Origin of the sequence: Janibacter sp. A1S7 (assembly GCF_037198315.1) — a bacterium.
GTDB classification, from domain to species: Bacteria; Actinomycetota; Actinomycetes; order Actinomycetales; family Dermatophilaceae; genus Janibacter; species Janibacter alittae.
The window spans coordinates 3,318,446-3,345,209 of record NZ_CP144913.1 but is presented as its reverse complement, the minus strand read 5'-3'; the positions used below and the strand labels follow the sequence as shown (position 1 = coordinate 3,345,209).

Sequence of the window (26,764 nt, the reverse complement as noted above, 5' to 3'; positions counted from 1 at the left end):
TCACTCGCCCCCGTGGACGCGGACCGAGCCGAGGTTGGTGAAGTGGCAGGCGACCGACGAACCGGGGGGCGCGAACTGGGCGTCGGTCATGCCGCCGGTCAGGACGATCCAGCCCGCCTCGATGGCGTGACCGCGCGTGGCCAGGTCGTTGGCCGCGAGCGCGAGCGCCTCGCCCGGGTGTCCCTGCACGGCGGCGCCGGTCGCCGAGTCGACGACCTCGCCGTCCACCTCGACGAGGACCGCTTCGAGGGAGAGGTCGAGCTCGCTCGGGGGGAGGGAGACCGGCCCGGTGACGTAGGCACCGGAGCTGGCGTTGTCGGCGATGACGTCACCGGCCGCGAACTTGAAGTCCCGGTACCGGCTGTCGATGATCTCGGCGCCACCGAGGACGTGGCTGACGGCGGCCATCGCCTGGGCGGCGGTGACGCCGGGGCCCTCGAGCCGCTCGCCCATGACGAAGACGAGCTCCGGCTCGATCCGCGGGTGGATGAGCGCGTCCTGGGGGACCGGGTCGCCGGCCGGCAGGACCATGGCGTCGGTCAGCCAGGCGACGAAGGGGGTGTCGACCCCCATCCGCTGCTGCTTGGCCCGCGAGGTGAGGCCGAGCTTGATGCCGACGAGGTGCTCACCCCGGTCCAGCCGCCGCCGGAGGGTCAGGTCCTGGATCTCGTAGCCGGTGGCGACGTCCAGCTCGGGCCACTCATCGGTGAACTTCACCCGGTCTCGGCGCTCTGCCTCGCAGGCGAGGAGCTCGGTGGCAACGGACTCGACGTCCCAGGTGGTGCTCATGCGCTCACCGTCCGATCGTCACGCAGTGCCGTCTGCTGGTCGCGCAGCTCCAGGGCCACGTCGATGATCATGTCCTCCTGGCCGCCGACGTAGCCGTACTCGCCGACCTTGGTGAGGATCTCGTGGGCCGGGACACCGTAGCGCTGCGCGGCCCGCTCCGCGTGCAGCAGGAAGGAGCTGTACACCCCGGCGTAGCCCTGGGTGATCGACGCACGGTCCATCACCGGCATCCGACGGATGATCGGGGTGACGACGTCCTCGGCCGCACCGAGGATGGCGCCCAGATCGATGCCCGTCCTGATGCCGAGTCGCTCGAAGGCGGTCGCGAGCACCTCGGTGGGCGAGTTGCCGGCGCCGGCGCCGAGGGCGCGCAGCGAGCCGTCGATCTGCGTGGCGCCGGCTCGGTGGGCGAGCACCGAGTTGGCGACGCCGAAGGACATGTTCTGGTGGCCGTGGTAGCCGACCTGGGCGTCCGTGCCCACCTCGGCGATGATCGCCTCGACCCGATCGGAGACGTCCTCGAGGATGAGGGCGCCGGCGCTGTCGACGACGTAGACGCACTGGCACCCGGCGTCGACCATGATCCGTGCCTGCTGGGCCAGCCCCTCGGGTGTGTTCATGTGGCTGAGCATGAGGAACCCGACGGTCTCCATGCCCAGGTCGCGGGCCGCCCCGAAGTGCTGGATCGAGACGTCCGCCTCCGTGCTGTGGGTGGCGATGCGCGCGATCTGGGCGCCCATGGTGTGCGCCTCGTGCAGCTTCTCCACGGTGCCGAGGCCGGGGAGCATGAGCACCGCGATCTTCGCCTGGTGCGCCTCCGCGACGGCTGCCTTGACCAGGGCCATCTCGTCGACGGCGGAAAAGCCGTAGTTGAAGGAGCTGCCGCCGAGACCGTCGCCGTGGGTCACCTCGATGACCTGGACACCCGCGTCGTCGAGGGCGCGCACGGTGGTGCGCACCTGCTCCTCGGTGAACTGGTGGGACTGGGCGTGCGATCCGTCGCGCAGCGTGGTGTCGGTGATGCGCACATCGACGTCTCCATCGAAGAGCACGGGCGCGGGGGCCGTGCTGGTGTTGTCGCTCATGCGGGGACCTCCTGGCCGGTCGTGCTGCTCGTGTCGGACGCGACCCAGCCGGAGTCGACCCCCAGGCGGTGCGCGACCATCATGTCGCCCACGCGGGCGGCAGCGGACGTGATGATGTCGAGGTTGCCGGCGTACTCCGGCAGGTAGTCACCGCGCCCCTTCACCTCGATCGGGACGGTGACCCGTGCCATGCCGTTCCACAGGTCGCGGGCGTCGTCGAACTGCGGATCGGTGCGCAGGTGGTAGCCGGGCACGTACTCCTGGACGCGCGCGACCATCGCGTGGATCGACTCCTCCACCTCGTCACGCAGCGGGCCGGCCTCGGCGGCGGCCTGCGGGATGGCGCAGAACACGGTGTTGCGCATCATCAGCGGCGGCTCGACCGGGTTGAGGATGATGATCGCCTTGCCGGTCCTGGCGCCACCGACGACCTCGAGCGCCTCGCTCGTGGTCTCGGTGAACTCATCGATGTTGGCGCGGGTGCCCGGACCGGCGGACTTGCTCGAGATGGAGGCGACGATCTCGGCGTACGGCACGTCCACGACTCGCGAGACTGCGGAGACGATCGGCGTCGTGGCCTGGCCACCGCAGGTGATCATGTTGACGTTCTGCGCGTCGAGGTTGAAGTCGAGGTTCACCGGTGGGCAGAGGTAGGGGCCCACGGCCGCCGGGGTGAGGTCGACGGCGAGGATCCCGGCCTCGGCGTACTTGGGGGCGTTGGCCTGGTGCGCCTTCGCGGAGGTGCACTCGAAGACGACGTCGGGCAACTCGTCCTGGGCGAGCAACCAGTCGACACCCTCGTGGCTGGCCTCGAGGCCGAGTGTCCTGGCCCGACGCAGACCGTCACTGGCCGGGTCGACACCGACCATGTAGCGCGGCTGGAGGACGTTCGAGCGTCGCATGAGCTTGAACATCAGGTCGGTGCCGATGTTGCCCGGTCCGACGATCGCGGCTGTTCCCTGGGTGCGCTGCGGCATGGGTTGACCTTTCACTTGTCTGCGAAGCGGGCGGTGACGCTGCCGAGACCGGCGAAGGTCGCGGTGAGGACGTCGCCCGCGGCGACCGGGACCATCGAGGTGACGGACCCGGGGAGGATGACGTGACCGGCCTCGAGGGTGGTGCCGAGGGCACCGACCGTGTTGGCCAGCCACACGAGGCTGGTGATCGGGGAACCGAGCACGGCGCCGCCGGCCCCGGTCCCGACGATGCGGGAGTTGCGGGAGAAGACGCACCCGGTCAGGCGCAGGTCGACGTCCTGCAGCCGCGTCGGCGTCGAGCCGAGGACGAAGCCGCCGGAGCTGGCGTTGTCCGCGATGGTGTCGACCAGCGTGATCTTCCAGTCGGCGACGCGACTGTCGACGATCTCCAGCGCCGGCAGGACGTAGTCGACGGCGTCGATCGCCTGGGCGACGTTCACGCCGGGCCCGGTGAGGGGCTTGCGCAGCACGAAGGCGATCTCCGGCTCGATGCGCGGCTGGAGGTACCCCGCCAGCGGGATGGCCTGGTGCTCGAGGTGGACGAAGTCGTCCATGAGGTGGCCGAAGTCGGGCTGGTCCACCCCGAGCTGCTTCTGCATCGCGGCGGAGGTCAGGCCGACCTTGTGCCCGATGACGGTGCGGCCCGCGGCCGTCCAGCCGGCCACCTGCGCGAGCTGGATCGCGTACGCGTCCTCGACGGTCAGCCCGTCGAACTGCTCGGTGAGCGGGGCAGTCGGGACGCCGCTGGCGTACGCCTGCAGCAGGACACGGGCCGCGTCGTCCCGGGTGGTCGTGGACGCTTCCATGGTTGTCACGCTAGGACTGCCCTTCATCGATTCGGGGGTTCGTTCCCGTGGCGGGAACGAACGGGAGTGTCGAGGGTGCCCGGGCAGGTTCGTGTCCTGACGATCGTGCCGGGGCGTCGTGGTCAGGAGGTGTACTGCTTGGCGATGCGGTTGGCGGCCGCGGTGAGCAGCGGAACCGCCCGGCGTACGTCGGGTTCGATCAGCGGCGTCGGCCCGAACACGGAGATCGAACCGATCGCCACGCCCTGCACGCGGATCGGTACGGCAAGCGAGCTCGCGTCGGCGAAGGACCCCGAACTCAGCGCCGCGTACCCCCGGCGCCGCACCTCGGCCAGGGTCCGGTCCCAGTCCTCGACCCGACGGATGGTCCCGCGTGCCTTGGGTGGGAAGCCGGCCTCACGGCGCTCGTACTCGAGGGTCGGGTTGAAGGCGGCGATGGCCAGGCCGGAGCTGACGCAGTGCGCCGGCAGCCGGCGACCGAAGTGCCCGAGGATACGTACCCCGTCCATCGACTCGATGCGCTCGAGGAAGACGACATCCGCCCCGTCGGGCACCCCCAGATTGACCGTGTGCCCGGTCTGCTCGGCCACCGCCCGGATCGTGGGAAGGGCCACGTGACGCAACCCGTTGCGGGCATGGGAGAGCATCCCGAGCTCGTAGAGGTGCAGACCGAGGCGATAGGAACCGCTCGCGTCCTGCTCGACGAACCCACGACCGGCCAGCGTCGTCAGGACGCGGTGCGCGGTCGACTTCGCGACACCGAGCCTGCGCGCCACGTCGGAGACACCCAGGGTGCTGTCGACCGCGAAGCACTCGAGCACGTCCAGCGCGGTACCGACCGAGCGCAGCCCTGCGGCGCCCCCCCGGCGGGGTGTGGACGTACACCAGGCACTGTCGCTGACGCTCTCCGTGGGGGTTTCGTGAGGAATGGTGGTCATCGTCGTCCACACCCTTCTCCAGCTCGAGGTGTCTGTACTGTCGCCCCGATCACGGGCATGATCAAGGAATGCGTTCCGCTGATCGAAACGACCCGCCGATCTCCGTCGTCGGGCGGGTCAGTGCGATCCTGAGCGCCCTGGAGGACGCCCCCGGCCCGCTGGGGATCAGTGAGCTGTCCGCCACGACGGGACTGGCCAAGGGCACGGTCCACCGCCTCGTGGGCCAACTCGTGGATGAGCGGATCCTCAAGCGGACCCAGGACTCGCGTCTGGACCTGGGTGTACGCCTCTTCGAGCTCGGATCGCGCGTCTCCCTGCCGCGGACGCTCACCGACGTCGCCCGTCCGCTGATGGACGACCTGCACCGGGCCACCGGCCGGCAGATCCACCTCGCCGCGCTCGACGGGGTCGACGTCGTCTACGTCGCCATCGTCCACGGCGGTCTCCCGCTGTCCTCGAGCACCGGTGGTCGGCTGCCCGCCCATGCCACCGGTGTCGGCAAGGCAATGCTCGCCTACTCCCCCCGCTCCGTGGTCAGGGCGCGGGTCGACGCCGGGCTGCCAGCGATGACCCCGAGGACCATCGTCACACCGGGTGGCCTCGCCCGCGAGCTGCAGAACATCCGCTCGGTGGGGACCTCCTACGACCACGAGGAATCCCACCCCGGGATCTCGTGCGTGTCCGCCCCGGTGTTCGGGGCGGACAAACGCATCCGTGCGGCGATCTCCGCGACCGGGCAGACCCAGCAGATGGACCTGGACCGGCTTGGTGTGGCGGTGCGCACCGCAGCCTTCGCGATCTCACGACAGCTGCGGGACGCCGGACTGTGAGTCATCGCTTGATGAGTGGGCTCTTCAGCCCGGAACTGTTCTTGTCCGACTCGTCGAAGAAGTCCTCACGGAAGATGTCCCTGGGGAAGAGGCGACGGCTCATCAGGGTCTTCAGCGCTGCGTCCACCATTGCCGGCGGACCGCAGAGGTAGCCGCGGCAGCCACCGAGACGCTCGTGGTCGGACTCGATGACGTCGGTGACCATGCCGTAGGCGTAGGCGTGCGGGTCGTCACCGGAGGCCTCGACCTCCTCCGGGGTCTCGTCGGAGAGGCACGGTCGGTAGGTGAACTCCTCGTACTGCTCCTCGAGCTCCCGGAAGGTCGCCACGTCGTAGAGCCATGCACGGGTGCGTCCCCCGGCGTAGAGCGTGAGGTCACCGTCGTACTCACCGGCCTCGAGCGCGTGCCGGACCATCGACTTCAAGGGCGCGACACCGGTGCCACCACCAACGAGGATCGCGTGCTTGTCATCGCTCGTCTTGAGGACGAATCGGCCGTAGGGGCCGGAGAGGCGGACCTGATCACCCTCGGCGAGCGAGGCAAAGACCCAGCCGTCGGTGCCACGGCCACCCGTGACGTTGCGGATGTGGAACTCCAGGCGGGTGGTCTCGCCCGGAGGAGAGGCGATCGACCAGGTGCGGTCGACCTCACCGACCTCCGCGCCGTCGACGGTGGCGGCCGGGACGGTGAACTTCATGTACTGCCCGGCGTTGAAGCCGATCTCGCGGTCGAGCTCGACCACGAGACGCTTGGTCTGCTCCGCGATGTCCTCGAGGACGAGGACCGTCCCGGTGAAGTCCTGCACCGGGTGGACCTCCAGGTCCTCGTCGACATCGAGATCGGCCTCGATCGTCACGTCCTCCCGGGGCTTCGCGCAGCAGGTGAGCAGCTTCCCTTCGTCCCGCTCGAAGTCCATGAGGGCGAAGGTGCTCGCCTCACCCAGATCCACCTCACCGTCGAGCTTGTCGACCTTGCAGGTCGCGCAGGTGCCGTGGGTACAGCTGTGCGGCAACCACACCCCGGCGCGCAGACAGGCGTCGAGGATCGTCTGGTCCTCGTCACACTCGACCTCGCGGCCGACCGGTTCGACAGTGATCGTGTACGTGCTCATGGGATCTCCTTGCAGAGCGGGACGAAGGGAGTGCGGCCGCGTCAGGCAGCCACGCGAGTGCCGATGACGTCCTTGTGGCGGACGCCGAGCTCGGACAGCGTCCTGCCGTCCTCCGGCTCGAACGGCTTGCCGTGCAGGGTCCACGCACGGGGAGCGGACGGGTCGAAGTCCGGGTCCTCCTCGGCGAAGGGCACGAACACCTGGGCCTTGAAATCACCCCAGGTCATCTCCCGCGGGGCGCGGAACATCGCGGGGGAGCAGAACCACATCGTGTCCTGGAACCAGACGGTGACGAGCTGGTCATCGCCGTAGAGCTCCTGCCGGGAGCGGGACGGGAAGTTGTACTCGCCCAGGCTCTTGATCGCCATCTCAGGCACCTGCCTTCTTCTCGTTGGTCGGGGCGGCGGTGTCGGCAGCGGCCTCGCCCTGCCACGCCACCCAGTTCTGATGGTCCTTCGACCCGAGGTACTCACCGGCGTCACCGTCCTTGAGGCCGTACCACTCCAAGACCTCGGGGACGCTGGGACCGCCGCAGTTGCCCTGGTAGATCTGGTGCACCGGCAGCCAGGCCTGGCGGTACTTCTCCGGCTCCCGCTCGAAGATCCACTGGCACCCGTTGGAGCAGGTGTGGTAGATCTCCCCCTCGAACTCGGACTCGCGCTGGCACAGCGTCGTCGGGTCACCGGGCTCGGTGAAGCCCATCGGGATCTGGCAGACCTGGCACAGCTGGGGCAGGCCCCGGGCGAAGTGCCGCCCGCCGTTCGCGATGTTCTTCTTCTCCTTCTCCCACAACGGTCGGTAGTGCTTGTCGAAGGTGTCCGGGTATGCCTGCGAGAGCCAGTCCATGTGCTCATCGGTCGGGGCCGAGGTGGTGAAGCTCGCGGCGAAGGAGAACTGGTAGAGGATCCAGTACACCTGGTGGGAGAGAAGCTCCTTCTCCGCGATGGCGTCCTCGACGTGGCGCGGGGGCTTGATGCCGTAGAAGGCGAGGTCCTCGAAGAGACCGCCGAGCATCTGCTCCTCGAAGTACAGCTCGAAGGACTCCTTCCAGCTCATCACCTTGCGCGGGAGCATGTAGTCGAGCATCTGGGCCACGAGGGCGGTGACTCGGTAGGAGCGCCAGAACCACTTGTCGATCCAGCCCTGGACGATCTCGACGTTCGCCTCGTCCTGCTCGAGGAGGAACTTGATCGCCTCGAGGCCCAGGGTCATGTGGCGCGACTCGTCGGACTGCGCCGAGAAGCCGAAGGTCATCGTCGGCAGGTCGCCGTTGAAGGAGGCGCCGGACATGAAGGGCACGAAGAGCAGGTTGGTCAGCAGGTACTCGAAGGAGAACCCGACCGCGATGAGGAACTCGAACGGCCCGCAGGAGAGGGCGTCCTCGAAGAAGCTCTTCGGCACCGACAGGTACCAGACGCGGTCGTGGTTCTCCGACCAGTTGTGCATGCCGGAGTAGAGCTTGTTGTAGTTGCTCAACGTGTGGATCTCGGTCTGCATGTGCCGGATCTCATCGATCGACTGGCACAGGGCCGCGAAGCGCGGGCCCGGGCCGGCGAAGTGCCGTGCAAGATAGGCGAAGTGGCGGTGCGCGCCGTACTCCAAGGGGGTGACGCCACCGAGGAAGACCTTCATCGCGTTGAGGTAGGACGCGTCGGTCAGGTTGAGGTGCCCCTGGCCCTGGGCGAAGCCGTCGAGAACCGCGTAGAGGCGCTTGTCCTTCTCCGCCTGGTACTTGCAGTAGGCGTCGATCGTCAGACGGAAGGGGTCCTCCCAGGCCGACCAGTCGTGGATCGTGATGCCTTCGTAGTCGAGGTGCGGGAACATCTCGCTCTTCTGGACGTAGCTCGGCTCCCAGTCCAGGCCGCGGGTGAGCGCCTCGTAGCGGGCCTTCATCGACAGCTTCTTCGGCTTCTTGGTCTTCTTCTGCTCCGGTGCGAGAGTCATCTCGTCCTCCTGTGAACGTCGTTGTCCTGGTCAGTGCTGGTCTGTGGGGGGGGTCCGGTCACCCGTGGGTCACGAGCCGTGACGGGCTCAGTGGTCCCAGGCGATGACGATCTCGTCGTCGTCCCACTCCTGGATGTTTCCGAAGTAGGAGACGATCGCCATCTGGAACTCGTGGGTCTCCCACTCGCGGCCGAGCTTCTCCTCGACCGTCTCCTGGGTGATCACGATCCGTTGTGGGGCGGTGATCCGTACGAGCCCCGGCGAGTGCGAGATGGTGCACGCGGGGTTGTCCTGCTCGATGGCTTCGATGACGGGGCGGTTGTTCTCCGACTCCTGGATGACGACGCCGACATCGCGGGCGGCCTTGGTCTCGGTCTGATCGCTCATGTCCGTTCCTTCCTCTTCCCCGGCCCTCAGGCCTGCTCCGCCGCGTGCGCACTGCGCACCTCGGCGGCCTTGGCGTTGACGCAGTCGACGGCGCCGACGCCGATCAGTTCATCGATGCGGGCGGCGAAGGGTGTGACGGCCTCGAGCGCCCGGTCCACGGCCCGCTGGCCGTGCTCCTCGAGCAGCGCGGCGTTGGTGTCGCCGAGCTGCTCGTCGGCGCGCCAGGCCTTGTACAGCGCGTCGATCCACTTGCGGTTGTCGGCGAACCAGCTCGCCATGTGCTGCGAGATCAGCGAGTAGGCCGGAGCGCCGGCGACGACGGCCTCGTCGTCGAGGTGACGGTAGAGGAGGTCGTAGAGGAGCTGGTCGACCGCGTCGAGCTGCAGGAGCGCGACACCCCAGTCGCTCTCGACGATCGTCTCCTCGGTCAGCTTGCGCAGGCCCTGCAGGGAGGCGTCCTCCATCCAGTGCTCCTTGGCTTCGCCCAGGAGATCCGCGGTGCCGCCGCCGAGGGCGATCCCGGCGCGGCTGAGGACCTGGGCGTTGCCGACGCGGTCGAAGGCGGAGTATGCCGCCGCTTGGGTGATCGTCGCGCCGAAGCCGAAGCGGGCCATGCCGCAGAGGATGAGCTGGCCACCACTCTCGAGATGACGTAGCGGCACGACGAGTTCGGTCAGGACGCTCTTCCATCCGTCCGGGAGTCGCTCGAGGAGTCCGCGGTCCTCGATGTAGGACAGGGACGTGGCGAAGGCCTCGTGGTGACCGGCCCGTGCCGTGACGTAGGGCGCGTAATAGTACTGCCTCGGGTCGAGGTAGGAGTAGGGGTCGGTCAGGCGGAAGAGACTGAAGGTGTCGTCGTAGATCTCTCGCTGCGGGTCCCACGTGGGCCGGTAGTGGAAGTTTTCCTTCGGCTGCACGTCGATGATGCCCTCGAGGTAGCGCGAAGCCGGCTTGTCGCCGTAGCGCTTCTCGATGGCCGTGAAGGTGCTGCGCTGGGGTTCGATGACCTGGGTCTTGAGTTCGTACTGCACTGGACGTTCTCCTCGGGTTCGATCGGGCGAAGGGGTCAGGCCGGGGCCTGCGTGGGGGTCACGGACTCGGCGCTGGCCTCCATGAGGCGGATCAGCAGGTCGGGAAGCGCGTCGGGCCCGTGGAGCTCGCGGGCTTCCTCTCCCTCGAAGAAGCTCCCGACGAGGCGGCCGAAGGCGCGCCCGTCGGAGAAGAGCGTCGAGCAGCGTGCGCCCTGGTCGCGGTAGGTCACGGTGAAGGCGAGCTCGTCGGGGAGGGGCTCGTCGACGAGGTCGAGGTGGTCCTTGCCCGGCCCGAGGACCGCGTTGGCCTCGCACACGTACTGCTCGGCCAGAGAGCGCAGCGCCACGTGCCGGTCCGCCCCGGTGCCGGTGGCCACCCGGCGGCTGAGCCGGGTCTCCGGCATGGTGGTGCGCCTCGAAGAGATCGGTGGCACGTCGGCCATCTCCTCGTGTGCGGGCGTACCGATGAACTCGGCCACGCGGGTCATGAAGGGCGTCATTGCTCTTCTCCTGGGGTCGGGAGGTGCGTCGTCGTCCACGAACGTAGGACGACCCCGACCGTTCGGCGATCCACGTGGCGAAAATCGTGTCCACCCAGCGCAACCAACCGCCGGCCCCACGCGGGCAGGCACGCCCCCTTCGGTCCCGGTCGGGTGGGCCCAACCCAGCAGGAGCCCGTGGTGTCACCAGTCGTTCCGCGGTGGCGAACGCGGGGCTCCGCCTGTCGACGACGTGCCCATCCTGCTGTGGACACGGACGTGAAGAAGGAGTGCAATGAAGCATCTTCTGGAGTCGGCGTCGACCTTCGAGGACTGGGAAGGGGTCCACAGCGCGGTCGCGAACGCCTACTTCCCCCACGACATGAGACCTCGCTCCCGAGGACCCGCGTCGCACAGCGGTCTGGAGATCGTGGACCTGTCCGTGTGCCGACTGGCCCACATGCGTTTCGGCGCGACCGTCGACATCGTCACCGATCACCCCGACGCCACCGCGATCAACATCCAGCTCGAGGGCAGTATGGAGTCACGGGTCGGCTCCGAATCGTTCACCACCACGCCGGGCGAGGCGATGGTCTTCCCCGCCGACACCCCGGCCCGCCTTCCCGCGTGGCCGGCGGACCGCGCCGTCCTCGGACTACGCATCGACAGCGACTACCTCTCCCGGGAGGTCGAGCGCGTCTTCGGCGGCAAGCACGTGCAGCTGCCCCGGGTGATCGACCTGCGCGGTCCCGACGGGGCCGCGTGGTTGACGCTGGCGCGCACGACCTTCGACAACGCCAGGCAGGCCGGGGGCAGCCTCTACACCAGGGACCAGGTCGCGCAGTCCGTCGCCAGCATGCTCGTGACGGGACTGCTGCTCACCGCCGTGCCCGAGGAGGACTTCTCGGCCTGTCCGACGGGGCTGCGGCCACGCCCCATCCGCCGGGTCATGGACGCCATCGAGCTCGACCCTGCCCGTGCGTGGGCGCCCGCCGAGCTCGCCGAGATCGCGGGCGTGAGCGTGCGTCGGCTCCAGCAGTGCTTCCGCGAGAACGTGGGGACGACGCCCCTGGGCCACGTCCACCAGGTGCGGCTGGAACGCGTGCACGACGACCTCGTGCACGGTCGCGGACAGAGCGTCACCGACGTGGCCCTGCGCTGGGGCGTGTCGCATCTGGGTCGCTTCGCAGCGGCCTACCGGCAGAGCTACGGGGAGCTGCCCAGCCGCACCCTGGCACGCTGCGCCTGACCGGTTCACGCAGACAACGACTCTGCCTGGGCACAGTCGTGTCCCCACGAACGTGCCCAGGCAGAGTCGGGACGGACGCGACGCCCGTCAGTGCGTGGCGACCGCGGCGGCGCCGGCGGCCGCCACCTGCTCGTCCTCCTGCGCCGAGCCACCGGAGGCGCCGATCGCCCCGACGAGCTCACCCTCGACGTGGATCGGGACCCCACCACCGAAGGCGGCCACGCCCGGGCGGTTGCCGATGCCGCGGATCACTGCGTCCTCCCCGGCCAGCGCTTCGTAGAGCCGGGCCGTCGGAGCGCCACCGAAACCGACGGTCGTGCACGCCTTGTCGATCGCGATCGGGCCGGAGTGGACGAAGGCGCCGTCCATCCGCGCGAACGCCAGCAGCGATCCGCCGGTGTCCACCACGGCGATGTTCATCCTCAGGCCGTGCTCGGTGGCATGGGCCAGGGCGGCGTCGAGCGCCGCCCTGGCCCCGGCGAGGGTCAGGACGGCGCTGGAGCGGACGTGGTCCATCAGGTCAGGACCGAGGTGAAGCGCTCGTTCAGCTCGCGGGCGTGGTAGAAGATGCCCTGGCCGAGCTGGTCGACGGTCCAGACGTTGGTCGGACGGTCGGGGAACGCGAGGTACCCACCCGCGAAGACCTCGTTGCGGTTGCCACTCGGGTCGAAGAAGTAGGTCGTCACGCCGCGCGTGATGCCGTGTCGGGTCGGTGTGACGTCGACCGACACGTCGTCCATCGTCAGCAGGTCGGCCGCGTGCCCGACCTCGCTCCAGTCGTCCAGCCGGAAGGCGAAGTGGTGCAACTTGCCCTGGGGGCCCCCGATGACGGCCAGCTGGTGGATCTGATTGTTGGACGTCAACCAGGTCCCGACGAGGTCGTGGTCGTCGTCGAGGCTGGTCTGCACCCTCTCGGTCGCGTAGAAGTCGAAGACCTCCATGAGCAACCTCTCCATCAGCTTCGGGTCCTCGCAGGTGATGAGCGAGTGGTCCAGGGCCGGGACCCCGACGCCGACGAGGTGGCGGGGGAAGGGGTCGGGATTGTGCGTCCCGACCTCGGTGCCGATCGCGGTCTGCGAGTGGTAGACCTCGAAGACGTGGTCGCTGGTGGTGCTGAAGCGGATGCCGTCACCGACCTCGGGGTTCTCCCCCTTCGCCATCCGCTCGACCGTGAGGCCGAAGGTCTGCGCCTTCTTCTCGATGGCCTCGATGTCGGCTTCGTTCTCGACCTTCCAGCCGTACTTGACGACGCCGACGCCCCCCTCCTCGAGGACCACGGAGTGGTGGTCCCACTCGTCCCAGCCCTTGTAGAAGACACGCTTGTTCCCCTCCGGGGAGGTGTCCTCCAGGGTCTCGTACAGACCCAGGGTCGACGCGTAGTGGTTCTTCGCCTCGGTCATGTCGGTGACACGCACGTGGGCGTACCCCATTCGCATGATGCCCATGTCTACTGCTCCTCCGGTGCGGTGCTGGCTGCCTTGGCGCGCTCACGCGCTCTGGCATTGATCTGTCCCAGCAGGGGGTTGGCGAGGCGCAGGGACGCGTCTCGCAGTTGAATCGTCACGTCGTCGGTGGGGACGGCACGGCAGCTCAGGCAGGTGCCGTCCGAGCGCTCCTGCTCGCTGATGACCGTGTCGGCCACCGGCCGGCAGTAGGAGAACGTGCCCTCGAGGACGTCGATCTTGCAGATCCCGCAGCCACCGCGACGGCAGCCGACCGTGTAGGCGTAGCCGGCCTTCTGCAGGCCTGCCAGCACGGTGTCACCGGGCTCGATGTGGATCTCGGTCCCCGATGGCTGCACGATGATGGTCGTCACCGGACACTCCTTCGTGGTCGTCACACGGAGCGGTGCGCCACTGCCCCGTGTGACCTGACTCTCCACCACGAGACCGGCAATGGCGTGGGTCGTTCCCACCCGCGGAACAGCCACGGGTACCGGCCCGAGGCGGTCGACCGGGTCCGGGCCTCCTCAGCCATAGGTGTCACGAGGGCCACGACCATCGCTGGTGCGCCGGAGCCCACGCGACCACGAGGGCGCACTCGGTCCGTGCACCCGCAGCTCGTGCACGACGTCGGGGCCGGCTGCATCCGCGATGCGCCCCAGCAGCGAGCTGGACAGCAGTCGGATCTGGGTGGCCCAGGCCGTCGAGTCGGCACGCACCGACAACACCCCGTCCTCGAAGCTGACCGGCTGGCAGTGCTCGGCCACCTCTCGACCGACGATCTCGTCCCACCGGCCCATGACGGAACCCGCCGCGACGTCGACCTGCCAGCCCCGGTTGTCGACGAGGCGATCGACCTGGTCACCGATGGTCATCGGGTCACGCCCCCGGGCACCCTTCGCTGACCCGGGGTGCTGCCGACGTCGCTTCGGGCGCGGCTTCATCCCAGGCCGCAGGCCCTTCTTCGTCGCCATGGCGCGGGCCCGGGCGAGGGCGGAGGCGGCGGCATCCTCGATGCTCGGCTCGACCTCGTCGTCCTCCACCGGTGCGGGCCCGGTCATCGCCTCCGGTGCAGCACCCGGGTCCGGGTCCCCGGCAGGACCGGTCAGGGGGTCGTCACCCTCGGTCACGATGCCTCGCCGACCTCGCCGAGCGAGACGGTGTAGCGCCGGCCGGCCAGGGACTCGGGCACGTCCGCGGGGACCGCGGCGGTGATGAGCACCTGCTCGCAGTCGCTGATGAGCGCAGCCAGACGTTCACGCCGGCCGCTGTCCAGCTCGGCGAAGACGTCGTCGAGGATCAGCACCGGGTCGTCCCCGAGGTCGTGGCGCAGCAGGTGGTAGGCCGCCAGACGCAACCCCAGGGCGAAGGACCACGACTCGCCGTGGGAGGCGTACCCCTTCGCCGGCATCGGCCCGAGCCCCAGCACGAGGTCGTCCCGGTGGGGTCCGACGAGGTTGACCCCCCGGTCGACCTCCTGGTCCCGGACCCGGGCGAGCGACTCGAGGATCATCGTGCGCAGCTCGGGCACCTCCGGGACCTCGCCGGCGGCGATCGTTTCGGCGGCTTCCTCGTGCAGGGAGGAGCGGTAGACCGCGGTGGCCCCCGACTGGTTCGCGCTGACCTCGCGATAGGCCTCCTGGAGGTGCGGCACCAGATCGCGCAGCAGACGCAGCCGAGCGTAGAGCAGCTGCGACCCGACGGTGGCCAGGTTCTCGTCCCAGATCTCGAGGGTGCGCAAGGCGTCCTCGGCCGCTGCCGTCGGGTCGGTCCCCTCGGCAGCGGTCGAGCTGCGACGGCGACGTCCGCGCTTCGAGCCCAGGAGGGAGGCGGCCGACTTCAGCAGCGCACCCCGCTGGCGCACGATCTTGTCGTAGTCGGAGCGCACGCCGGACCAGCGGGGCTGGCGCTGGACGAGCAGGTCGTCGAGGAAGCGACGTCGCTCCCCGGGGTCACCCTTGACCAGGGCGAGGTCCTCGGGGGCGAAGAGCACGGTCCGCAGGGTGCCGAGCACGTCCCGGGTGCGGGGGAGGGGGGAGCGGTTGAGCTGGGCGCGATTGGCCTTGCCGGGCGTGATCTCCAGCTCGACGAGACTCTCCCGCTCATCACGCACCACGGCGGCACGCACGATCGCGCGATCCGTGCCGAAGCGCACGAGCGGCTGATCGGTCGCCACCCGGTGGCTGGAGAGGGAGGCCACGTAGCCGATCGCCTCGACGAGGTTGGTCTTGCCCTGCCCGTTGAGACCGACGAGGGTCGTCACCCCCGGCTCCAGAGCCAGCTCGGCGGCCGGGTAGCTGCGGAAGTCGCCGATGCTCAGGTGGCGGACGTACACGTCACTCGGTCGACGCGGAACCGCTGGTCGGGCCCGGCGAGCCCCCGGTGCTGTCCGTCCCGGAGGTGGGACCGGCGGCGGCAGCGTCACCCTTCGACGAGTCGGTGGGTGCGGCCGCGGGGCTGACCTTCTTCTCCTCCTGGACCTGGCTGGCGCCGGGGGAGGCCACCCCCTTCGCGGCCTCGGCACGCAGCTCCTCGCCCTCGGCGACGGTCATCACCTGGTGCCCACCGAACTGTCCGCGCAGCGCGGCCACGGCCTGCATGGCCGGGCTGACCTGCTGACGCGATCCGAAGCGGGCGAAGAGCGCAGCCGAGATGACCGGCATCGGCACGGCGTTGTCGATGGCCTCCTCGACGGTCCAGCGTCCCTCCCCGGAGTCGGCGGTGAAGTCGCTGACATCGGTCATCTCGGGGTTCTCCTCGAGCGCCTTGACCATGAGGTCGAGCAGCCAGGAGCGCACCACGGTGCCACGACTCCACGCCTTGAAGGAGCCGGGGACGTCGGTGACGATGTCCTTCTTCTCCAGCAGCTCGTAGCCCTCGGCGTAGGCGTGCATCAGTCCGTACTCGATGCCGTTGTGGACCATCTTCACGTAGTGGCCGGCACCGACGTCGCCCGCGTGGACGAACCCCTCGTCCCGGGGCCCCTCGGGCCGGAGCGCATCGAAGATGGGCATCGCCTTCTCGACGTCCTCCTTCGCCCCGCCGCACATCAGTCCGTAGCCGTTCTCCAGACCCCAGATACCGCCGGAGACACCGCAGTCGACGAAGCCGATGCCGTGCTGACCGAGCTCCTGCGCGTGGGGCACGTCGTCGGTGAAGCGCGAGTTGCCGCCGTCGATGACCAGGTCGCCGGGGGAGAGACGGGCGGCGAGGTCGGAGACCACGCTCTGGGTGACCTCGCCCGCCGGCACCATGACCCACACGACGCGTGGCGTCTGGAGGGCATCGACCATCGCCTGGACGCTCTCGACGTCGCTGACGTCGGGATCGGTGTCGTAACCGATGACCTCGTGACCGGCGCGGCGCACACGCTGACGCATGTTGCCACCCATCTTGCCGAGACCGATGAGACCGAGCTGCATGTCGGACCTTCCTTTGTCGACGTCGGGCGAGGGGACGAAGGGGGGTCAGCCGGCCAGGCGGACCGGCTGGAGGACGTAGCGGTAGGTGGTGTCGATCTCGGCCTCGAGGGACTCCTGGCCGGTCATCATCGCCGGCTTCAGCGGAGCGGTGAAGGACAGGCGGGTGAACGTCGTGCCGAGCACGCCGAGCCCGTCGAGGAGGTAGCCCGGGTTGAAGGCGACCTCGATCTCCGGTCCCTCGACGGTGGCCTCGATGGCCTCGGAGGCCTGGGCGTCATCGCCGGTGCCGGCCTCGATGGTGACCTGGCCGTCGGCGAAGCGCAGTCGCACCGGGGTGTTGCGCTCGGTGACCAGGGCGACGCGCTTGACGGCCTCGGTGAGCAACTCGGTGCCGATGACGGCCTCGGTCTCGCTCGTCGTGGGGAAGATCTTCGAGACCTTGGGGTACTCGCCGTCGAGCAGGCGGCTGGTCGTGTGTCGCTGGCCGGCCTCGAATCCGACCAGACCGGCAGAGCCGCCGGCGGTGGCGGCGCCGAGGGAGACCTCGATCGATCCTGCGGCACCGAGGGCCTTGGCGGTCTCGGCGAGGGTGCGTGCCGGGATCAGCGCGATGTGGTCCGCGTCCGAGGCGCGGGGCTGCCAGACGAGCTCACGCATCGCGAGCCGGTAGCGGTCCGTGGCCAGCAGGGTCATCTTCTCCCCCTGGATCTCCACCCGGACACCGGTGAGGATCGGCAGGGTGTCACCGCGGTCGGCGGCGATCTGCACCTGCTGCACCGCCTGGGTGAAGAGGGTCCCGTCGACGGTGCCGCTGCCCTCGGGCGAGGTCGGCAGGGTCGGGTACTCGTCCGCGGGCATCTGCAGCAGGGCGAAGCGTGAGCTGCCGCAGGTGACCTGGACCTTCGCTGCCTCGGTCGTGACGTCCACCGGCTTGCCGGGCAGGTTGCGCGAGATGTCGGCCAGCAGTCGCCCGAGCACGAGCGCGGTTCCCGGTTCGCTGACCTCCGCAGCAACGGTGATCCGTGCCGAGACCTCGTAGTCGAACGTGGACAGGGTCAGTGCACCGTCATCGGTGGCCTCGAGGAGGACACCCGCCAGGACGGGCACCGGTGGCCGGTTCGGCAGGCTTCGGGCCACCCAGGTGACCGCCTCGGCCAGCACATCGCGCTCGACGCGGAACTTCACGACAGACCTACCCTTCGACGCGCTGTGAGCGCGAGGTCACGGGATGACACGGAACCCACACCAAAAGACGTGGGCTCCCTGACATTACGCGGTGGGAGCCGGTCTGTGGAACTGAGGGGTTCGTTGTCATTCATCGACGAACGTCCGTCCACACCCGGGCATCCCGCAATGCGTGGGGGAGGGAATGGATGGATGGAGGACTCATCGTTGTCTTCGGCGGTGTGGACACCGTGGACAACTGCCTCCGGGGCGCTCGTGGCGCGGTTGTCGGCTGTGGACCTCCTGTGGAGAGAACGTGGACGACGAGACTCTCCCTGTGGGCGGACGTCACCCGTCACCAGGCCCAACGCGTCGTGCACAGCTTCTGCACATCCTGTGCACACGCTCGTCCGCAGGAAATCCCGTGCTGAGAGGCGATCCGAGGCGGGTTGGTGAGCACTGCGGGTGACCGGACGCCGTGCGCGCGGCGGTGGCGGCGTGTCGCGGCGCGTCCTGTGGACGAGGTCGGGCGTGTTGTCCGAGTCCATGCGACCGGGTGGTACCCACAAGCTTGTCCACAGCCTGTGGATCTGTGGACAACTCCGACGTCGGGGCGCTCAGGGACATCGGGGGACCGGGAGATGAATCGAACAGCGGCAGGCGCACACAGGTGGGGAGAACCCTGTGGATATCCCTGCTGCCGATCTATCCGGTTGTATTATCTGAAATACAGAGTCGTATATACGGTGCGATGCTCGGGTCAGCCGGCCTGCTGCTTGATCCGGTTCGTCAACTCGGTCACCTGGTTGTAGATGGCGCGGCGCTCACCCATGAGCTCACGGATCTTGCGTTCGGCGTGCATGACGGTCGTGTGGTCCCGTCCACCGAACTGATCGCCGATCCGTGGGAGTGACATGTCGGTGAGCTCGCGGCACAGGTACATCGCGATCTGGCGGGCGGTGACGAGCAGGCGGGTGCGCGAAGGGCTCTGCAGATCCTCGATGTTCAGCCCGAAGTAGTCGGCCGTCTGGGCCATGATCGTCGCGCTGGAGATCTCGCTCGACTGCTCGTTGGGGATGAGGTCCTTGAGCACGATCTGGGCCAGGCCGATGTCGACCGGCTGCCGGTTGAGGCTGGCGAAGGCGGTGACGCGGATGAGGGCGCCCTCGAGTTCGCGGATGTTCGTGCTGATCCGGCTGGCGATGAACTCGAGCACGTCGGCCGGGACCGAGAGCTTTTCCTGGATGGCCTTCTTGCGCAGGATGGCGATCCGCGTCTCGAGGTCGGGTGGTTGCACGTCCGTCAGCAGGCCCCACTCGAACCGGCTGCGCATGCGCTCCTCGAAGCCGGAGAGCAGCTTCGGCGCGACGTCCGAGGTGATGACGACCTGTTTGTTCGCGTTGTGCAGCGTGTTGAAGGTGTGGAAGAACTCCTCCTGCGTCTGCATCTTGCCCTGGAGGAACTGGATGTCGTCGATGAGCAGGACGTCCACATCGCGGTAGCGGCGCTGGAAGTTCGCGGCCTTGTCGTCACGGATGCTGTTGATGAAGTCGTTGGTGAACTCCTCGGAGTTCACGTAGCGCACCTTCACGTGCGGGTAGAGGCTGCGGGCATAGTGACCGATCGCGTGCAGCAGGTGCGTCTTGCCCAGCCCGGACTCGCCGTAGATGAAGAGCGGGTTGTAGGCCTTCGCCGGCGCCTCCGCCACAGCGACGGCCGCGGCATTGGCGAAGCGGTTGCTCGCCCCGATGACGAAGGTGTCGAAGGTGTACTTCGGGTTCAGCCGGGTCAGCTCGACCTGCTCCGGCTCGGGGCGACCGCGACGCGGGCGCACGGGCGCGGGCGGCTCCGGGTCCTCGTCGACGAGGCCATCGTCCACGTCGTCGACGGGCAGTGTCGAGGAGAGTCCCTGCGGGCGCGTGGGCCGGGACGTTGACGGGTCGTCCTCGTCGGCGATGCCCTGGGTCGGCGGGAGGGAGTCCTCCTCGGCGAGGTCGGGGTCGACCGTGACGGCGAGGCGGACCTCGCGGCCGAGCTGCTCGGACAGTGCTTGGGTGACGTGCATCCGCAGGCGCTGCTCGACGAAGTTCTTGGAGAAGTCGTCAGGGACCGCGATCAGTGCGGTGTCGTCGAGGAGACCGACGAGTCGGGCCATGCTCAGGAAGGCCCGTCGTGTCACCGGGACGCCGTCGGCGTCAAGGGTGTCCAGGGTGGTGCGCCACACCTGACCGAAGTCGACCTCGGCTTCGGCCACGTACGCACACCTCATTTTCCTGCGGCTCGTGGCCGGTCGGGTTCCTCGTCACCTGTCATTCAACCCCATGTGGGGTCGGTTTCCACATCATTGTCCACATCTGTGGGTATGCCATGTCTGCCACGGTGATGAGGAGTGACGCTAACAACTCGGATCAGCAAACGGCAACTGTCGGCAGCGGCAATTTGGCCCTCCCCGGCGTGTCGACGCCGGGATCGGTCGCCCCGCTGGCAATGTCGGCGGGTTCGGGCGAAGGGAGTGGGTCCCCTCGTCGTGGTTTGACCCCTGGGACACGGCTGCCGTACCTTTGTCCGAGGCCTGTCGGCCGCTTTCGCATGCCCATGCTCGTCCCGACTCGATCAGGGAAGCACGACGTGGGTTTCCGATGGCGACCGATGCCATCGACCTGAGCACCGGACCCCCACGGGGATCCACCGATCATCGGAGACTGCAATGAGCAAGCGCACCTTCCAGCCGAACACCCGTCGCCGTGCGAAGACCCACGGCTTCCGCGCCCGGATGCGCACTCGTGCCGGCCGCTCGATCCTGGCGAACCGTCGCTCCAAGGGTCGCAGCAAGCTCTCGGCCTGACGAGCTGACGGTGCTGCCTCCGCGGCACCGCCTGACGCATCGCGCGGACTTCGCGGCAACGATCCGAGGCCGGGGCACCGCCCGCCGCGGCTCCCGTCTCCTCGTGGTCCATGCCCGCCCGGCGGACGCCCCTCGGACCGACGCACGAGATGAGGTCTCGCGCGTCGGTCTCGTCGTGTCCAAAGCGGTGGGCAATGCCGTGACCCGCACGCGCGTCAAGCGACGGTTGCGCGCCCAGATGGCGCTGCTGCTCCCGACTCTGCAGGTCGGGACCGACGTGGTGATCCGGGCCAACCCACCTGCTGCGCACGCGACGTCGCAGGAGTTGGGCCACGCCCTTCGGCACTGCTTGGGCGAGCTGCTCGTTGGTGAGGACGAATGACGCTCTTGGCACTCCCCCTGATCTGGCTCGTGAAGATCTACCAGCTGACGATCTCCCCGCTGCTGCCCCCGAGCTGCCGGTACTACCCGAGCTGCTCCGGGTATGCAGTCACGTCCCTGCAGCGGTTCGGCCCGCTGCATGGCGGCTATCTGTCCGTGCACCGCCTGGTGCGGTGCAACCCCTGGTCCGCCGGGGGAATCGACCACGTGCCCGCCACCTGGGCCGACCGGGGTTCGCCGGAGCTGGCGAAGCCGCAGTTGGCCGGTGTGGCGGACCACGACGACGGCGTCGCGCCCGACGTCACCGACCAAAGGATGTTCACCGAGTGAGCTTCAGCGACCTCCTCTACCCCTTCGAGTGGCTCGTCGCCTGGATCATGTATCTCTGGCACGAGGCCCTGACGATGATCGGTCTGCCGGAGACGAGTGGCTGGACGTGGACGCTGTCCATCGTCGGCCTCGTGCTGATCATGCGTGCGGCGCTGATCCCGCTCTTCGTCAAGCAGATCCACGCCTCGCGCAAGATGCAGCTCATCCAGCCCGAGATGCAGAAGATCCAGGCGAAGTACAAGGACAAGAAGGACCCGGAGTCCCGTCAGAAGATGACGGAAGAGACGATGGCGATGTACAAGGACACCGGGACCAACCCGTTCTCGTCCTGCCTACCCATCCTGGCCCAGTCCCCCTTCTTCTTCGGGCTCTTCCGCGTGCTGAACTCGCTCGACGAGATCGGTGCCGGCACGGCGGACGCGATCGGACCGATCACCCAGCACGTCGCGGCCCAGGCCGAGTCGTCCGCGATTTTCGGCGCCCAGCTGTCCGCACAGTTCAGCTCCGCGGAGAACCTCTCCGTGCGCATCGTCACCGTCGTGCTCATCATCCTGATGTCGGCGACGACCTTCACCACGCAGTACCAACTGATGCGCAAGAACATGCCTGCGTCGGCGCTGGAGGGGCAGTTCGCCCAGCAGCAGAAGATGATGCTGTACCTCTTCCCGATCATCTTCGCCGTCTCGGGTGTCTTCTTCCCCGTCGGTGTGCTCATCTACTGGTTCACCACCAACCTGTGGACGATGCTGCAGCAGTTCTACGTCATCCGCCGCATGCCTGCGCCCGGTTCCGCCGCCGAGAAGGCGATGCAGGATCGTCGCCGGAAGAAGGGCAAGCCGATCGACACCTACGAGGAGACCCGTGAGCGGGCGCACGACCTCGAGATGGAGGAGGAGCTGCGCACCAAGGGCGTGCTGTCCGGGCAGCGACAGCAGCCCAAGTCGAAGAAGCGCGCCAAGAAGTCCGGCGGACAGACGCCGAAGAAGCCCGGCAACAGCACCTGACCTCGGTCGTGACCGGCGGCAACACGCCGGACGCCACCGCCCGCACCACGCAGCAGGAGAGACCATGAGCGAGAACAGCATGTCCGTCGGCTCGTCGAGCCGCGACGAGCCGGACCAGGAGGCGACCGTGACGTCCGATGTGGCGACGACCGGCCAGATCGATCAGGAGAGCGCGGCCGGGTCGGGCTCGACCCACGGCGGTGGCCGTCGTCGCAGTCTTGAGCGCGAAGGGGAGGTTGCCGCGGACTTCCTCGAGACCCTGCTCGACATCGCTGACCTCGACGGCGACATCGACCTGGACATCGATGGTGACCGCGCTGCGGTGGCGGTCGTGGACTCCGATGAGGGCAGGGTGCCACGTCGCCTGGTGGGGCAGAACGGGAAGGTCCTGGAGGCTCTCCAGGAGCTGACCCGTCTGGCGGTCCAGTCGGCCACCGGTGACCGCAGCCGCCTGATGCTCGATGTCGCCGGTCACCGCGCTGCGCGACGAGCCGAGCTGGTGGAGGTGGCTCGCGCTGCCATCGCCTCGGTGAAGGAGTCCGGCGAGTCCGTCGACCTGGATCCGATGACGGCCTTCGAGCGCAAGGTCGTCCACGACGAGGTGCTGGCCAGTGGGCTCGTCTCCGACTCCTCCGGCACCGAACCGCGTCGCTTCGTCGTCGTGCACCCGGCCGAGGACGGGCTCGCGTCGCGACCGGGAGAGGATGCTGCCGGCACGGGGTCCGAGGCGTCGACGAGTGGTCCGCCCCCGGTGACGGACGACGGGCCCGCGGACCCGGCGTGACCGGACGCGTTTCACGTGAAACGCTGACGGCATGACGACTGACGTCCCCCCACCCACGGAAGGCGCTCACCGGTTCTTTGGTGAGCGCCTTCCGCATGCCGAGGTGTTCGCCGCGCTCTTGGCCGACACCGGAGTGAGTCACGGTCTGATCGGCCCACGGGAGGTGTCGATCCTGTGGGAGCGGCACATCCTCAACTGTGCGGTCATCGAGGACGCCTTCCCTGACGGTGCCCGCCTGATCGATGTCGGATCGGGCGCAGGCCTCCCCGGTGTGGCTCTGGCCATCGCGCGACCGGACCTGGAGGTCCACCTCGTCGAGCCCATGCAGCGCCGGACCGAGTGGTTGGAGTCCGCGATCGCTGAGATCGGGCTGGACACGGTGACCGTGCACCGCGGCCGCGCTGAGGAGTTCCACGGGCAGCTGACCGCGCCGTACGTGACGGCCCGAGCCGTGGCCCGTCTGGACAAGCTGGCCCGGTGGTGCTTTCCGCTCCTGGAGCACGAGGGCCGGATGGTGGCCCTCAAGGGACGATCGGCCGAGGATGAGCTTGCGGCGACGACCACGGCGCTGCGCAAAATGGGTCTCGTGCGGGCCGACGTCGGATCACATGGTGCCGACGTGCTGGCGGCGCCGACGTTGACGGTAACCTGCCACGTGCGTCACGGCCGCTGACGTTCCATGTGAAACGTGGTCATGCCTCGCCGACGGCAGACGCAGGACCGCGCGGGTACGGCCCATGCGTGGACCGTTTCACGTGAAACGACACCAGTATCCAGCTCCGTTCCACGTGAAACGTTGCGCCTGAAGTGCGTCCTGCACCCATCTGCTGGCATCGCTTCCCGCCGTGGACGACGGCCCGTTTGGCGTGTCGTCCCCGCGTGGGGTTGTATGGCGGGGCTCCCAGCCCTCAGGAGGAATGACTCGGTGACCAGCGCACGATCCGTCGTCACGGGGATCGGATGGCCCACGCTGTCCGAGCCGACGACATCCGAACCCATCGGGTGGCCGACCGGTCGACCCGAACAGGCCCTAGTGACCACTCACCGCACGGCCGCCCCCGAGAGCACCCCCGTGCGCGAGGACGAGCCCGCCAGCTCGGTACCGGAGGTACCTGTGACCACGTCGACGCCCATCGCGGACTCCGGGCAGCCGGCAGTCGGTACACCCCGGGCGGCGCCCGTCGACCCGCACGAGTCGACACCGACCGAGCCCACCCTGCCCCGCCCGGCACAACCACGCGTGATCACCGTGTCCAACCAGAAGGGCGGCGTCGGCAAGACGACGAGCGCGGTGAACCTCGCCGCTGCTCTCGCGCAGAACGGACTGCGGGTGCTGCTGATCGACACCGACCCCCAGGGCAACGCCAGTACGGCGCTGAACATCGACCACCACGCAGAGATCCCCAGCGTGTACGACGTGCTTGTCGAGGGGGCCGTGATCCGCGAGATCATGCAGCCCTGCCCCGATGTGGAGAACCTGTGGTGTGTGCCTGCGACGATCGATCTCGCGGGCGCCGAGATCGAGCTGGTGTCGCTGGTGGCCCGGGAGAGTCGTATGGCCAAGGCGGTCGCCGGCCTCCAGCACGACCTGCAGACCGCGGGTGAACCTCCCTTGGACTACGTGCTCATCGATTGCCCGCCGAGCCTGGGTCTGCTCACGGTCAACGCCTTCGTGGCGGCGCAGGAAGTCCTCATCCCCATCCAGTGCGAGTACTACGCCCTCGAGGGGCTGAGCCAGCTGCTCAACAACATCACCCTGATCCAGACCCACCTGAACCACGACCTGCACGTCTCGACCATCCTGCTGACGATGTACGACGCGCGGACCCGGCTGTCGTCCCAGGTGGCTCAGGAAGTTCGGGAGCACTTTCCCGACCAGGTCCTCGAGGCGACGATTCCCCGGTCGGTCCGCGTCTCCGAGGCCCCGAGCTTCGGGCAGACCGTCATCACGTACGACCCGCAGAGCACCGGCGCCCGGTGCTACCAGGAGGCCGCGGCGGAGATCGCCCATCGCGGTGCAGCTATGAAGGACGATGCATGAGTGAGAAGCGACGCGGCCTCGGCCGTGGGCTGGGTGCCCTCATCCCCGACGCCGCCCCGACCGGACGACCCGGGACCGAGCGTCCCGTCGATGTCTGGTTCCGCGACCAGGAGCGTCCGACGACCCCGCACACCGCCGCAGGAATGCTCGCGGACGCGAGCTCCGAGGGACCGCCAGAGATGGCCGAGCGCGGTCCCGACCCAGCGAGCGGGACCCCCGCGGCGCCGCCCGCGCAGGCAGTCACCCCCGGATCCGCAGGTGCGGACCAGCAGGTGCCGGCAGAGCGGGGGGGGCCCGGCCTGGCGCCGGTGCCCGGAGCCTCCTACGGCGAGATCCCGGTGGCGGCCATCCGGCCCAACCCGAAGCAGCCACGCAACGTCTTCGACGAGGACGACATGGCCGAGCTCGTGCAGTCGATCGAGCAGATCGGTGTCCTCCAGCCGATCGTCGTGCGCCGAGTCGACCCCGATGACGGGGTCGAGTTCGAACTGATCATGGGCGAGCGGCGCTGGCGGGCCAGTCGTGAGGCCGCGCGAGAGACGATCCCGGCAATCGTGCGCACGACCGAGGACGGGGACCTGCTGCGGGACGCGCTGCTGGAGAACCTCCACCGCAGCAACCTCAACCCGCTCGAGGAGGCAGCGGCCTACCGCCAGCTCCTCGATGACTTCGGCTGCAGCCAGGAGGAGCTGTCCACGCGCATCGGTCGCAGTCGACCGCAGATCTCCAACACCCTTCGTCTGCTGCGGTTGCCGCCCATGGTGGCCCGACGCGTCGCCGCCGGTGTCCTCAGCGCGGGCCACGCCCGTGCGCTGCTGACCCTCGAGGACGGTGGCCAGATGGAGCATCTCGCCCAACGGATCGTCGCCGAGGGTCTTTCCGTGCGCAGCGTGGAGGAGATCGTCGCCCTCGGCGTGGAACCGGAGTCCTCCTCCCGCAGCGCCTCACCGGGACGCCGGGAGCGCGACGCCCAGCTGGACGATCTCGCGGGACGAATCAGCGACCGCTTCGATACCCGGGTCAAGATCGATCTGGGCAAGCGGAAGGGGCGGATGACCATCGAGTTCGCCTCGCGCGAGGACCTCCACCGGGTCCTCGGCCAGATGGGCGTCGACACCGACGACTCCTGACCCACCACGAGTGCGGCGCACGACGCCCGTGGCCCTCCTCGGTGGATGACGACGCCGCGAGGGTTCCCGTGCGCCCCGACTCAGGTCCACGGCGTGACACAGGTGCCACGAGACCTGCCGGGACCGGACATGACAAAGGTGCCAAGGTTCGTGTGGGAGTGCCCCGACTCAGGGCCTGGGCCTGCGACGGCCACAGGGGCGCCCCATCGAACCTTGGCACCGGATGCCAAGACTGTGGCAGAACGTGAATCACCTTCTGCCACACGTGAACTCAGCCGACGAACGGCTCCAGCTCCTTGACCAGCTTCGGCTTCGGCATGGCGCCGACGAGCGTCTTGACGACCTCGCCGCCCTGGAAGACGTGCATGGTCGGGATGGACGTGATCCCGTATCGGGCGGTGATCTGCGGGTTGGCGTCGGTGTCGAGCTTGACGATCTTCAACTTGCCGTCGTAGTCGCCGGACAGCTCCTCCAGAACCGGTGCGACGGCGCGGCACGGGCCGCACCAGGTGGCCCAGAAGTCCACGAGGACCGGGGTGTCACTCTTGAGGACGTCCTCGTCGAAGGTTGCGTCGGTGGTCGGGGTGGTGGCCAT

At 68.6% G+C, this 26,764-nt stretch carries 30 protein-coding genes; 10 read left to right on the top strand and 20 right to left on the bottom strand.

All coding sequences use genetic code 11. The features are described from left to right. The 5 genes from V1351_RS16170 to V1351_RS16150 form a co-directional block, all read right to left on the bottom strand. A complete protein-coding gene (locus V1351_RS16170; RefSeq protein ID WP_338749454.1) occupies positions 1-789 on the bottom strand; it encodes a 2-keto-4-pentenoate hydratase in 789 nt (262 codons plus the stop codon). Next, positions 786-1,874 (bottom strand): 4-hydroxy-2-oxovalerate aldolase, encoded by a 1,089-nt coding sequence (dmpG, locus tag V1351_RS16165; RefSeq protein ID WP_338749452.1) that lies wholly within the window; start codon positions 1,872-1,874, stop codon positions 786-788. Before dmpG ends, V1351_RS16170 begins: the two co-directional genes overlap by 4 nt. Beyond that, positions 1,871-2,851: an acetaldehyde dehydrogenase (acetylating) gene (locus tag V1351_RS16160; protein WP_338749450.1), complete on the bottom strand. Its 981-nt coding sequence runs from the start codon at positions 2,849-2,851 to the stop codon at positions 1,871-1,873. Before V1351_RS16160 ends, dmpG begins: the two co-directional genes overlap by 4 nt. An 11-nt stretch (positions 2,852-2,862) precedes the next feature. Beyond that, on the bottom strand, positions 2,863-3,657 hold the full coding sequence (locus tag V1351_RS16155) for a 2-keto-4-pentenoate hydratase (protein WP_338749448.1): 795 nt from the start codon (positions 3,655-3,657) through the stop codon (positions 2,863-2,865). Positions 3,658-3,779: 122 nt separating this feature from the next. After that, positions 3,780-4,595 (bottom strand): IclR family transcriptional regulator, encoded by an 816-nt coding sequence (locus tag V1351_RS16150; protein ID WP_338749446.1) that lies wholly within the window; start codon positions 4,593-4,595, stop codon positions 3,780-3,782. Between the two features lie 68 nt (positions 4,596-4,663). On the opposite strand from V1351_RS16150, the gene V1351_RS16145 reads away from it, so the two are divergent. Then, positions 4,664-5,425: an IclR family transcriptional regulator gene (locus V1351_RS16145; protein WP_338749444.1), complete on the top strand. Its 762-nt coding sequence runs from the start codon at positions 4,664-4,666 to the stop codon at positions 5,423-5,425. Between the two features lies 1 nt (position 5,426). Here V1351_RS16145 and V1351_RS16140 read toward each other — a convergent pair whose 3' ends face one another. The 6 genes from V1351_RS16140 to V1351_RS16115 all read right to left on the bottom strand — a co-directional run bounded on the left by V1351_RS16140 (position 5,427) and on the right by V1351_RS16115 (position 10,398). After that, entirely contained in the window at positions 5,427-6,536 is a 1,110-nt protein-coding gene (locus tag V1351_RS16140; protein WP_338749442.1) for an NADH:ubiquinone reductase (Na(+)-transporting) subunit F, read from the bottom strand. A 41-nt stretch (positions 6,537-6,577) separates the two neighbouring features. Continuing rightward, complete coding sequence (locus V1351_RS16135; RefSeq protein WP_338749440.1) at positions 6,578-6,904, bottom strand: phenol hydroxylase subunit P4; 327 nt, start codon at positions 6,902-6,904, stop codon at positions 6,578-6,580. 1 nt (position 6,905) lies between these two features. Beyond that, entirely contained in the window at positions 6,906-8,480 is a 1,575-nt protein-coding gene (locus tag V1351_RS16130) for a YHS domain-containing protein (RefSeq protein WP_338749438.1), read from the bottom strand. Between the two features lie 87 nt (positions 8,481-8,567). Next, the gene (locus tag V1351_RS16125; RefSeq protein WP_338749436.1) at positions 8,568-8,867 is read right to left on the bottom strand and encodes an MmoB/DmpM family protein; all 300 of its coding nucleotides are present in this window, start codon (positions 8,865-8,867) and stop codon (positions 8,568-8,570) included. Between the two features lie 26 nt (positions 8,868-8,893). Beyond that, on the bottom strand, positions 8,894-9,898 hold the full coding sequence (locus V1351_RS16120; RefSeq protein WP_338749434.1) for a hypothetical protein: 1,005 nt from the start codon (positions 9,896-9,898) through the stop codon (positions 8,894-8,896). A gap of 35 nt (positions 9,899-9,933) precedes the next feature. Further along, positions 9,934-10,398 (bottom strand): hypothetical protein, encoded by a 465-nt coding sequence (locus tag V1351_RS16115; protein ID WP_338749433.1) that lies wholly within the window; start codon positions 10,396-10,398, stop codon positions 9,934-9,936. A gap of 274 nt (positions 10,399-10,672) precedes the next feature. Between V1351_RS16115 and V1351_RS16110 the strand changes: the two genes are divergently transcribed. Next, the gene (locus V1351_RS16110; protein ID WP_338749431.1) at positions 10,673-11,626 is read left to right on the top strand and encodes an AraC family transcriptional regulator; all 954 of its coding nucleotides are present in this window, start codon (positions 10,673-10,675) and stop codon (positions 11,624-11,626) included. An 87-nt stretch (positions 11,627-11,713) separates the two neighbouring features. Here the strand turns inward: V1351_RS16110 and V1351_RS16105 are convergent, their stop codons facing one another. The 8 genes from V1351_RS16105 to dnaA form a co-directional block, all read right to left on the bottom strand. Further along, positions 11,714-12,142, bottom strand: a complete 429-nt coding sequence (locus tag V1351_RS16105; RefSeq protein WP_338749429.1) for a GlcG/HbpS family heme-binding protein — start codon at positions 12,140-12,142, stop codon at positions 11,714-11,716. Then, on the bottom strand, positions 12,142-13,071 hold the full coding sequence (locus V1351_RS16100) for a catechol 2,3-dioxygenase (RefSeq protein ID WP_338749427.1): 930 nt from the start codon (positions 13,069-13,071) through the stop codon (positions 12,142-12,144). The genes V1351_RS16105 and V1351_RS16100 overlap by 1 nt, the downstream gene beginning before the upstream one ends. Positions 13,072-13,073: 2 nt before the next feature. Then, positions 13,074-13,442 (bottom strand): 2Fe-2S iron-sulfur cluster-binding protein, encoded by a 369-nt coding sequence (locus V1351_RS16095; RefSeq protein ID WP_338749425.1) that lies wholly within the window; start codon positions 13,440-13,442, stop codon positions 13,074-13,076. Positions 13,443-13,595: 153 nt separating this feature from the next. Further along, entirely contained in the window at positions 13,596-14,198 is a 603-nt protein-coding gene (locus tag V1351_RS16090; protein WP_338749423.1) for a DUF721 domain-containing protein, read from the bottom strand. After that, positions 14,195-15,403 carry a DNA replication/repair protein RecF gene (gene recF, locus V1351_RS16085; RefSeq protein WP_338749421.1) on the bottom strand — a complete coding sequence of 403 codons (1,209 nt, stop codon included), beginning with the start codon at positions 15,401-15,403 and terminating at the stop codon, positions 14,195-14,197. Before recF ends, V1351_RS16090 begins: the two co-directional genes overlap by 4 nt. A gap of 1 nt (position 15,404) precedes the next feature. Next, entirely contained in the window at positions 15,405-16,490 is a 1,086-nt protein-coding gene (gnd, locus tag V1351_RS16080) for a phosphogluconate dehydrogenase (NAD(+)-dependent, decarboxylating) (RefSeq protein WP_338749419.1), read from the bottom strand. 45 nt (positions 16,491-16,535) lie between these two features. Then, the gene (gene dnaN / locus V1351_RS16075) at positions 16,536-17,675 is read right to left on the bottom strand and encodes a DNA polymerase III subunit beta (protein ID WP_338749418.1); all 1,140 of its coding nucleotides are present in this window, start codon (positions 17,673-17,675) and stop codon (positions 16,536-16,538) included. Between the two features lie 739 nt (positions 17,676-18,414). Further along, complete coding sequence (gene dnaA, locus V1351_RS16070) at positions 18,415-19,923, bottom strand: chromosomal replication initiator protein DnaA (RefSeq protein ID WP_338749416.1); 1,509 nt, start codon at positions 19,921-19,923, stop codon at positions 18,415-18,417. A 438-nt stretch (positions 19,924-20,361) separates the two neighbouring features. On the opposite strand from dnaA, the gene rpmH reads away from it, so the two are divergent. From rpmH to V1351_RS16030, 8 genes are all read left to right on the top strand, one after another. Then, entirely contained in the window at positions 20,362-20,499 is a 138-nt protein-coding gene (gene rpmH / locus V1351_RS16065) for a 50S ribosomal protein L34 (RefSeq protein WP_338749414.1), read from the top strand. Next, positions 20,438-20,881, top strand: a complete 444-nt coding sequence (rnpA, locus tag V1351_RS16060; protein ID WP_338749412.1) for a ribonuclease P protein component — start codon at positions 20,438-20,440, stop codon at positions 20,879-20,881. Before rpmH ends, rnpA begins: the two co-directional genes overlap by 62 nt. Then, on the top strand, positions 20,878-21,210 hold the full coding sequence (yidD, locus tag V1351_RS16055) for a membrane protein insertion efficiency factor YidD (protein WP_338749410.1): 333 nt from the start codon (positions 20,878-20,880) through the stop codon (positions 21,208-21,210). The genes rnpA and yidD overlap by 4 nt, the downstream gene beginning before the upstream one ends. Beyond that, positions 21,207-22,214: a membrane protein insertase YidC gene (gene yidC / locus V1351_RS16050; protein ID WP_338749408.1), complete on the top strand. Its 1,008-nt coding sequence runs from the start codon at positions 21,207-21,209 to the stop codon at positions 22,212-22,214. The genes yidD and yidC overlap by 4 nt, the downstream gene beginning before the upstream one ends. A gap of 79 nt (positions 22,215-22,293) precedes the next feature. Next, positions 22,294-22,998, top strand: coding sequence for a protein jag (locus V1351_RS16045; protein ID WP_422389036.1), 705 nt, complete (start codon positions 22,294-22,296; stop codon positions 22,996-22,998). Positions 22,999-23,029: 31 nt separating this feature from the next. Then, positions 23,030-23,671, top strand: coding sequence for a 16S rRNA (guanine(527)-N(7))-methyltransferase RsmG (rsmG, locus tag V1351_RS16040; RefSeq protein ID WP_338749404.1), 642 nt, complete (start codon positions 23,030-23,032; stop codon positions 23,669-23,671). Positions 23,672-24,031: 360 nt separating this feature from the next. Beyond that, positions 24,032-25,039: a ParA family protein gene (locus tag V1351_RS16035; RefSeq protein WP_422388987.1), complete on the top strand. Its 1,008-nt coding sequence runs from the start codon at positions 24,032-24,034 to the stop codon at positions 25,037-25,039. After that, complete coding sequence (locus V1351_RS16030) at positions 25,036-26,169, top strand: ParB/RepB/Spo0J family partition protein (RefSeq protein ID WP_338749402.1); 1,134 nt, start codon at positions 25,036-25,038, stop codon at positions 26,167-26,169. The genes V1351_RS16035 and V1351_RS16030 overlap by 4 nt, the downstream gene beginning before the upstream one ends. A gap of 271 nt (positions 26,170-26,440) precedes the next feature. Here V1351_RS16030 and trxA read toward each other — a convergent pair whose 3' ends face one another. Next, positions 26,441-26,764: a thioredoxin gene (gene trxA / locus V1351_RS16025; protein ID WP_338749400.1), complete on the bottom strand. Its 324-nt coding sequence runs from the start codon at positions 26,762-26,764 to the stop codon at positions 26,441-26,443.

What these genes read in the sequence shown, in the direction of transcription:
- V1351_RS16045 (WP_422389036.1), top strand. Translation starts at nt 22,294, where the DNA reads ATGTCCGTCGGCTCGTCGAGCCGCGACGAGCCGGACCAGGAGGCGACC.
- V1351_RS16100 (WP_338749427.1), bottom strand. Translation starts at nt 13,071, where the DNA reads ATGGGCATCATGCGAATGGGGTACGCCCACGTGCGTGTCACCGACATG.
- gnd (WP_338749419.1), bottom strand. Translation starts at nt 16,490, where the DNA reads ATGCAGCTCGGTCTCATCGGTCTCGGCAAGATGGGTGGCAACATGCGT.
- V1351_RS16145 (WP_338749444.1), top strand. Translation starts at nt 4,664, where the DNA reads ATGCGTTCCGCTGATCGAAACGACCCGCCGATCTCCGTCGTCGGGCGG.
- dnaA (WP_338749416.1), bottom strand. Translation starts at nt 19,923, where the DNA reads ATGAGGTGTGCGTACGTGGCCGAAGCCGAGGTCGACTTCGGTCAGGTG.
- yidD (WP_338749410.1), top strand. Translation starts at nt 20,878, where the DNA reads ATGACGCTCTTGGCACTCCCCCTGATCTGGCTCGTGAAGATCTACCAG.
- V1351_RS16115 (WP_338749433.1), bottom strand. Translation starts at nt 10,398, where the DNA reads ATGACGCCCTTCATGACCCGCGTGGCCGAGTTCATCGGTACGCCCGCA.
- V1351_RS16105 (WP_338749429.1), bottom strand. Translation starts at nt 12,142, where the DNA reads ATGGACCACGTCCGCTCCAGCGCCGTCCTGACCCTCGCCGGGGCCAGG.
- V1351_RS16155 (WP_338749448.1), bottom strand. Translation starts at nt 3,657, where the DNA reads ATGGAAGCGTCCACGACCACCCGGGACGACGCGGCCCGTGTCCTGCTG.
- trxA (WP_338749400.1), bottom strand. Translation starts at nt 26,764, where the DNA reads ATGGCCACCACCCCGACCACCGACGCAACCTTCGACGAGGACGTCCTC.
- V1351_RS16130 (WP_338749438.1), bottom strand. Translation starts at nt 8,480, where the DNA reads ATGACTCTCGCACCGGAGCAGAAGAAGACCAAGAAGCCGAAGAAGCTG.
- V1351_RS16140 (WP_338749442.1), bottom strand. Translation starts at nt 6,536, where the DNA reads ATGAGCACGTACACGATCACTGTCGAACCGGTCGGCCGCGAGGTCGAG.
- V1351_RS16135 (WP_338749440.1), bottom strand. Translation starts at nt 6,904, where the DNA reads ATGGCGATCAAGAGCCTGGGCGAGTACAACTTCCCGTCCCGCTCCCGG.
- rsmG (WP_338749404.1), top strand. Translation starts at nt 23,030, where the DNA reads ATGACGACTGACGTCCCCCCACCCACGGAAGGCGCTCACCGGTTCTTT.
- V1351_RS16110 (WP_338749431.1), top strand. Translation starts at nt 10,673, where the DNA reads ATGAAGCATCTTCTGGAGTCGGCGTCGACCTTCGAGGACTGGGAAGGG.
- dmpG (WP_338749452.1), bottom strand. Translation starts at nt 1,874, where the DNA reads ATGAGCGACAACACCAGCACGGCCCCCGCGCCCGTGCTCTTCGATGGA.
- rpmH (WP_338749414.1), top strand. Translation starts at nt 20,362, where the DNA reads ATGAGCAAGCGCACCTTCCAGCCGAACACCCGTCGCCGTGCGAAGACC.
- V1351_RS16150 (WP_338749446.1), bottom strand. Translation starts at nt 4,595, where the DNA reads ATGACCACCATTCCTCACGAAACCCCCACGGAGAGCGTCAGCGACAGT.
- V1351_RS16170 (WP_338749454.1), bottom strand. Translation starts at nt 789, where the DNA reads ATGAGCACCACCTGGGACGTCGAGTCCGTTGCCACCGAGCTCCTCGCC.
- V1351_RS16125 (WP_338749436.1), bottom strand. Translation starts at nt 8,867, where the DNA reads ATGAGCGATCAGACCGAGACCAAGGCCGCCCGCGATGTCGGCGTCGTC.
- V1351_RS16030 (WP_338749402.1), top strand. Translation starts at nt 25,036, where the DNA reads ATGAGTGAGAAGCGACGCGGCCTCGGCCGTGGGCTGGGTGCCCTCATC.
- V1351_RS16160 (WP_338749450.1), bottom strand. Translation starts at nt 2,851, where the DNA reads ATGCCGCAGCGCACCCAGGGAACAGCCGCGATCGTCGGACCGGGCAAC.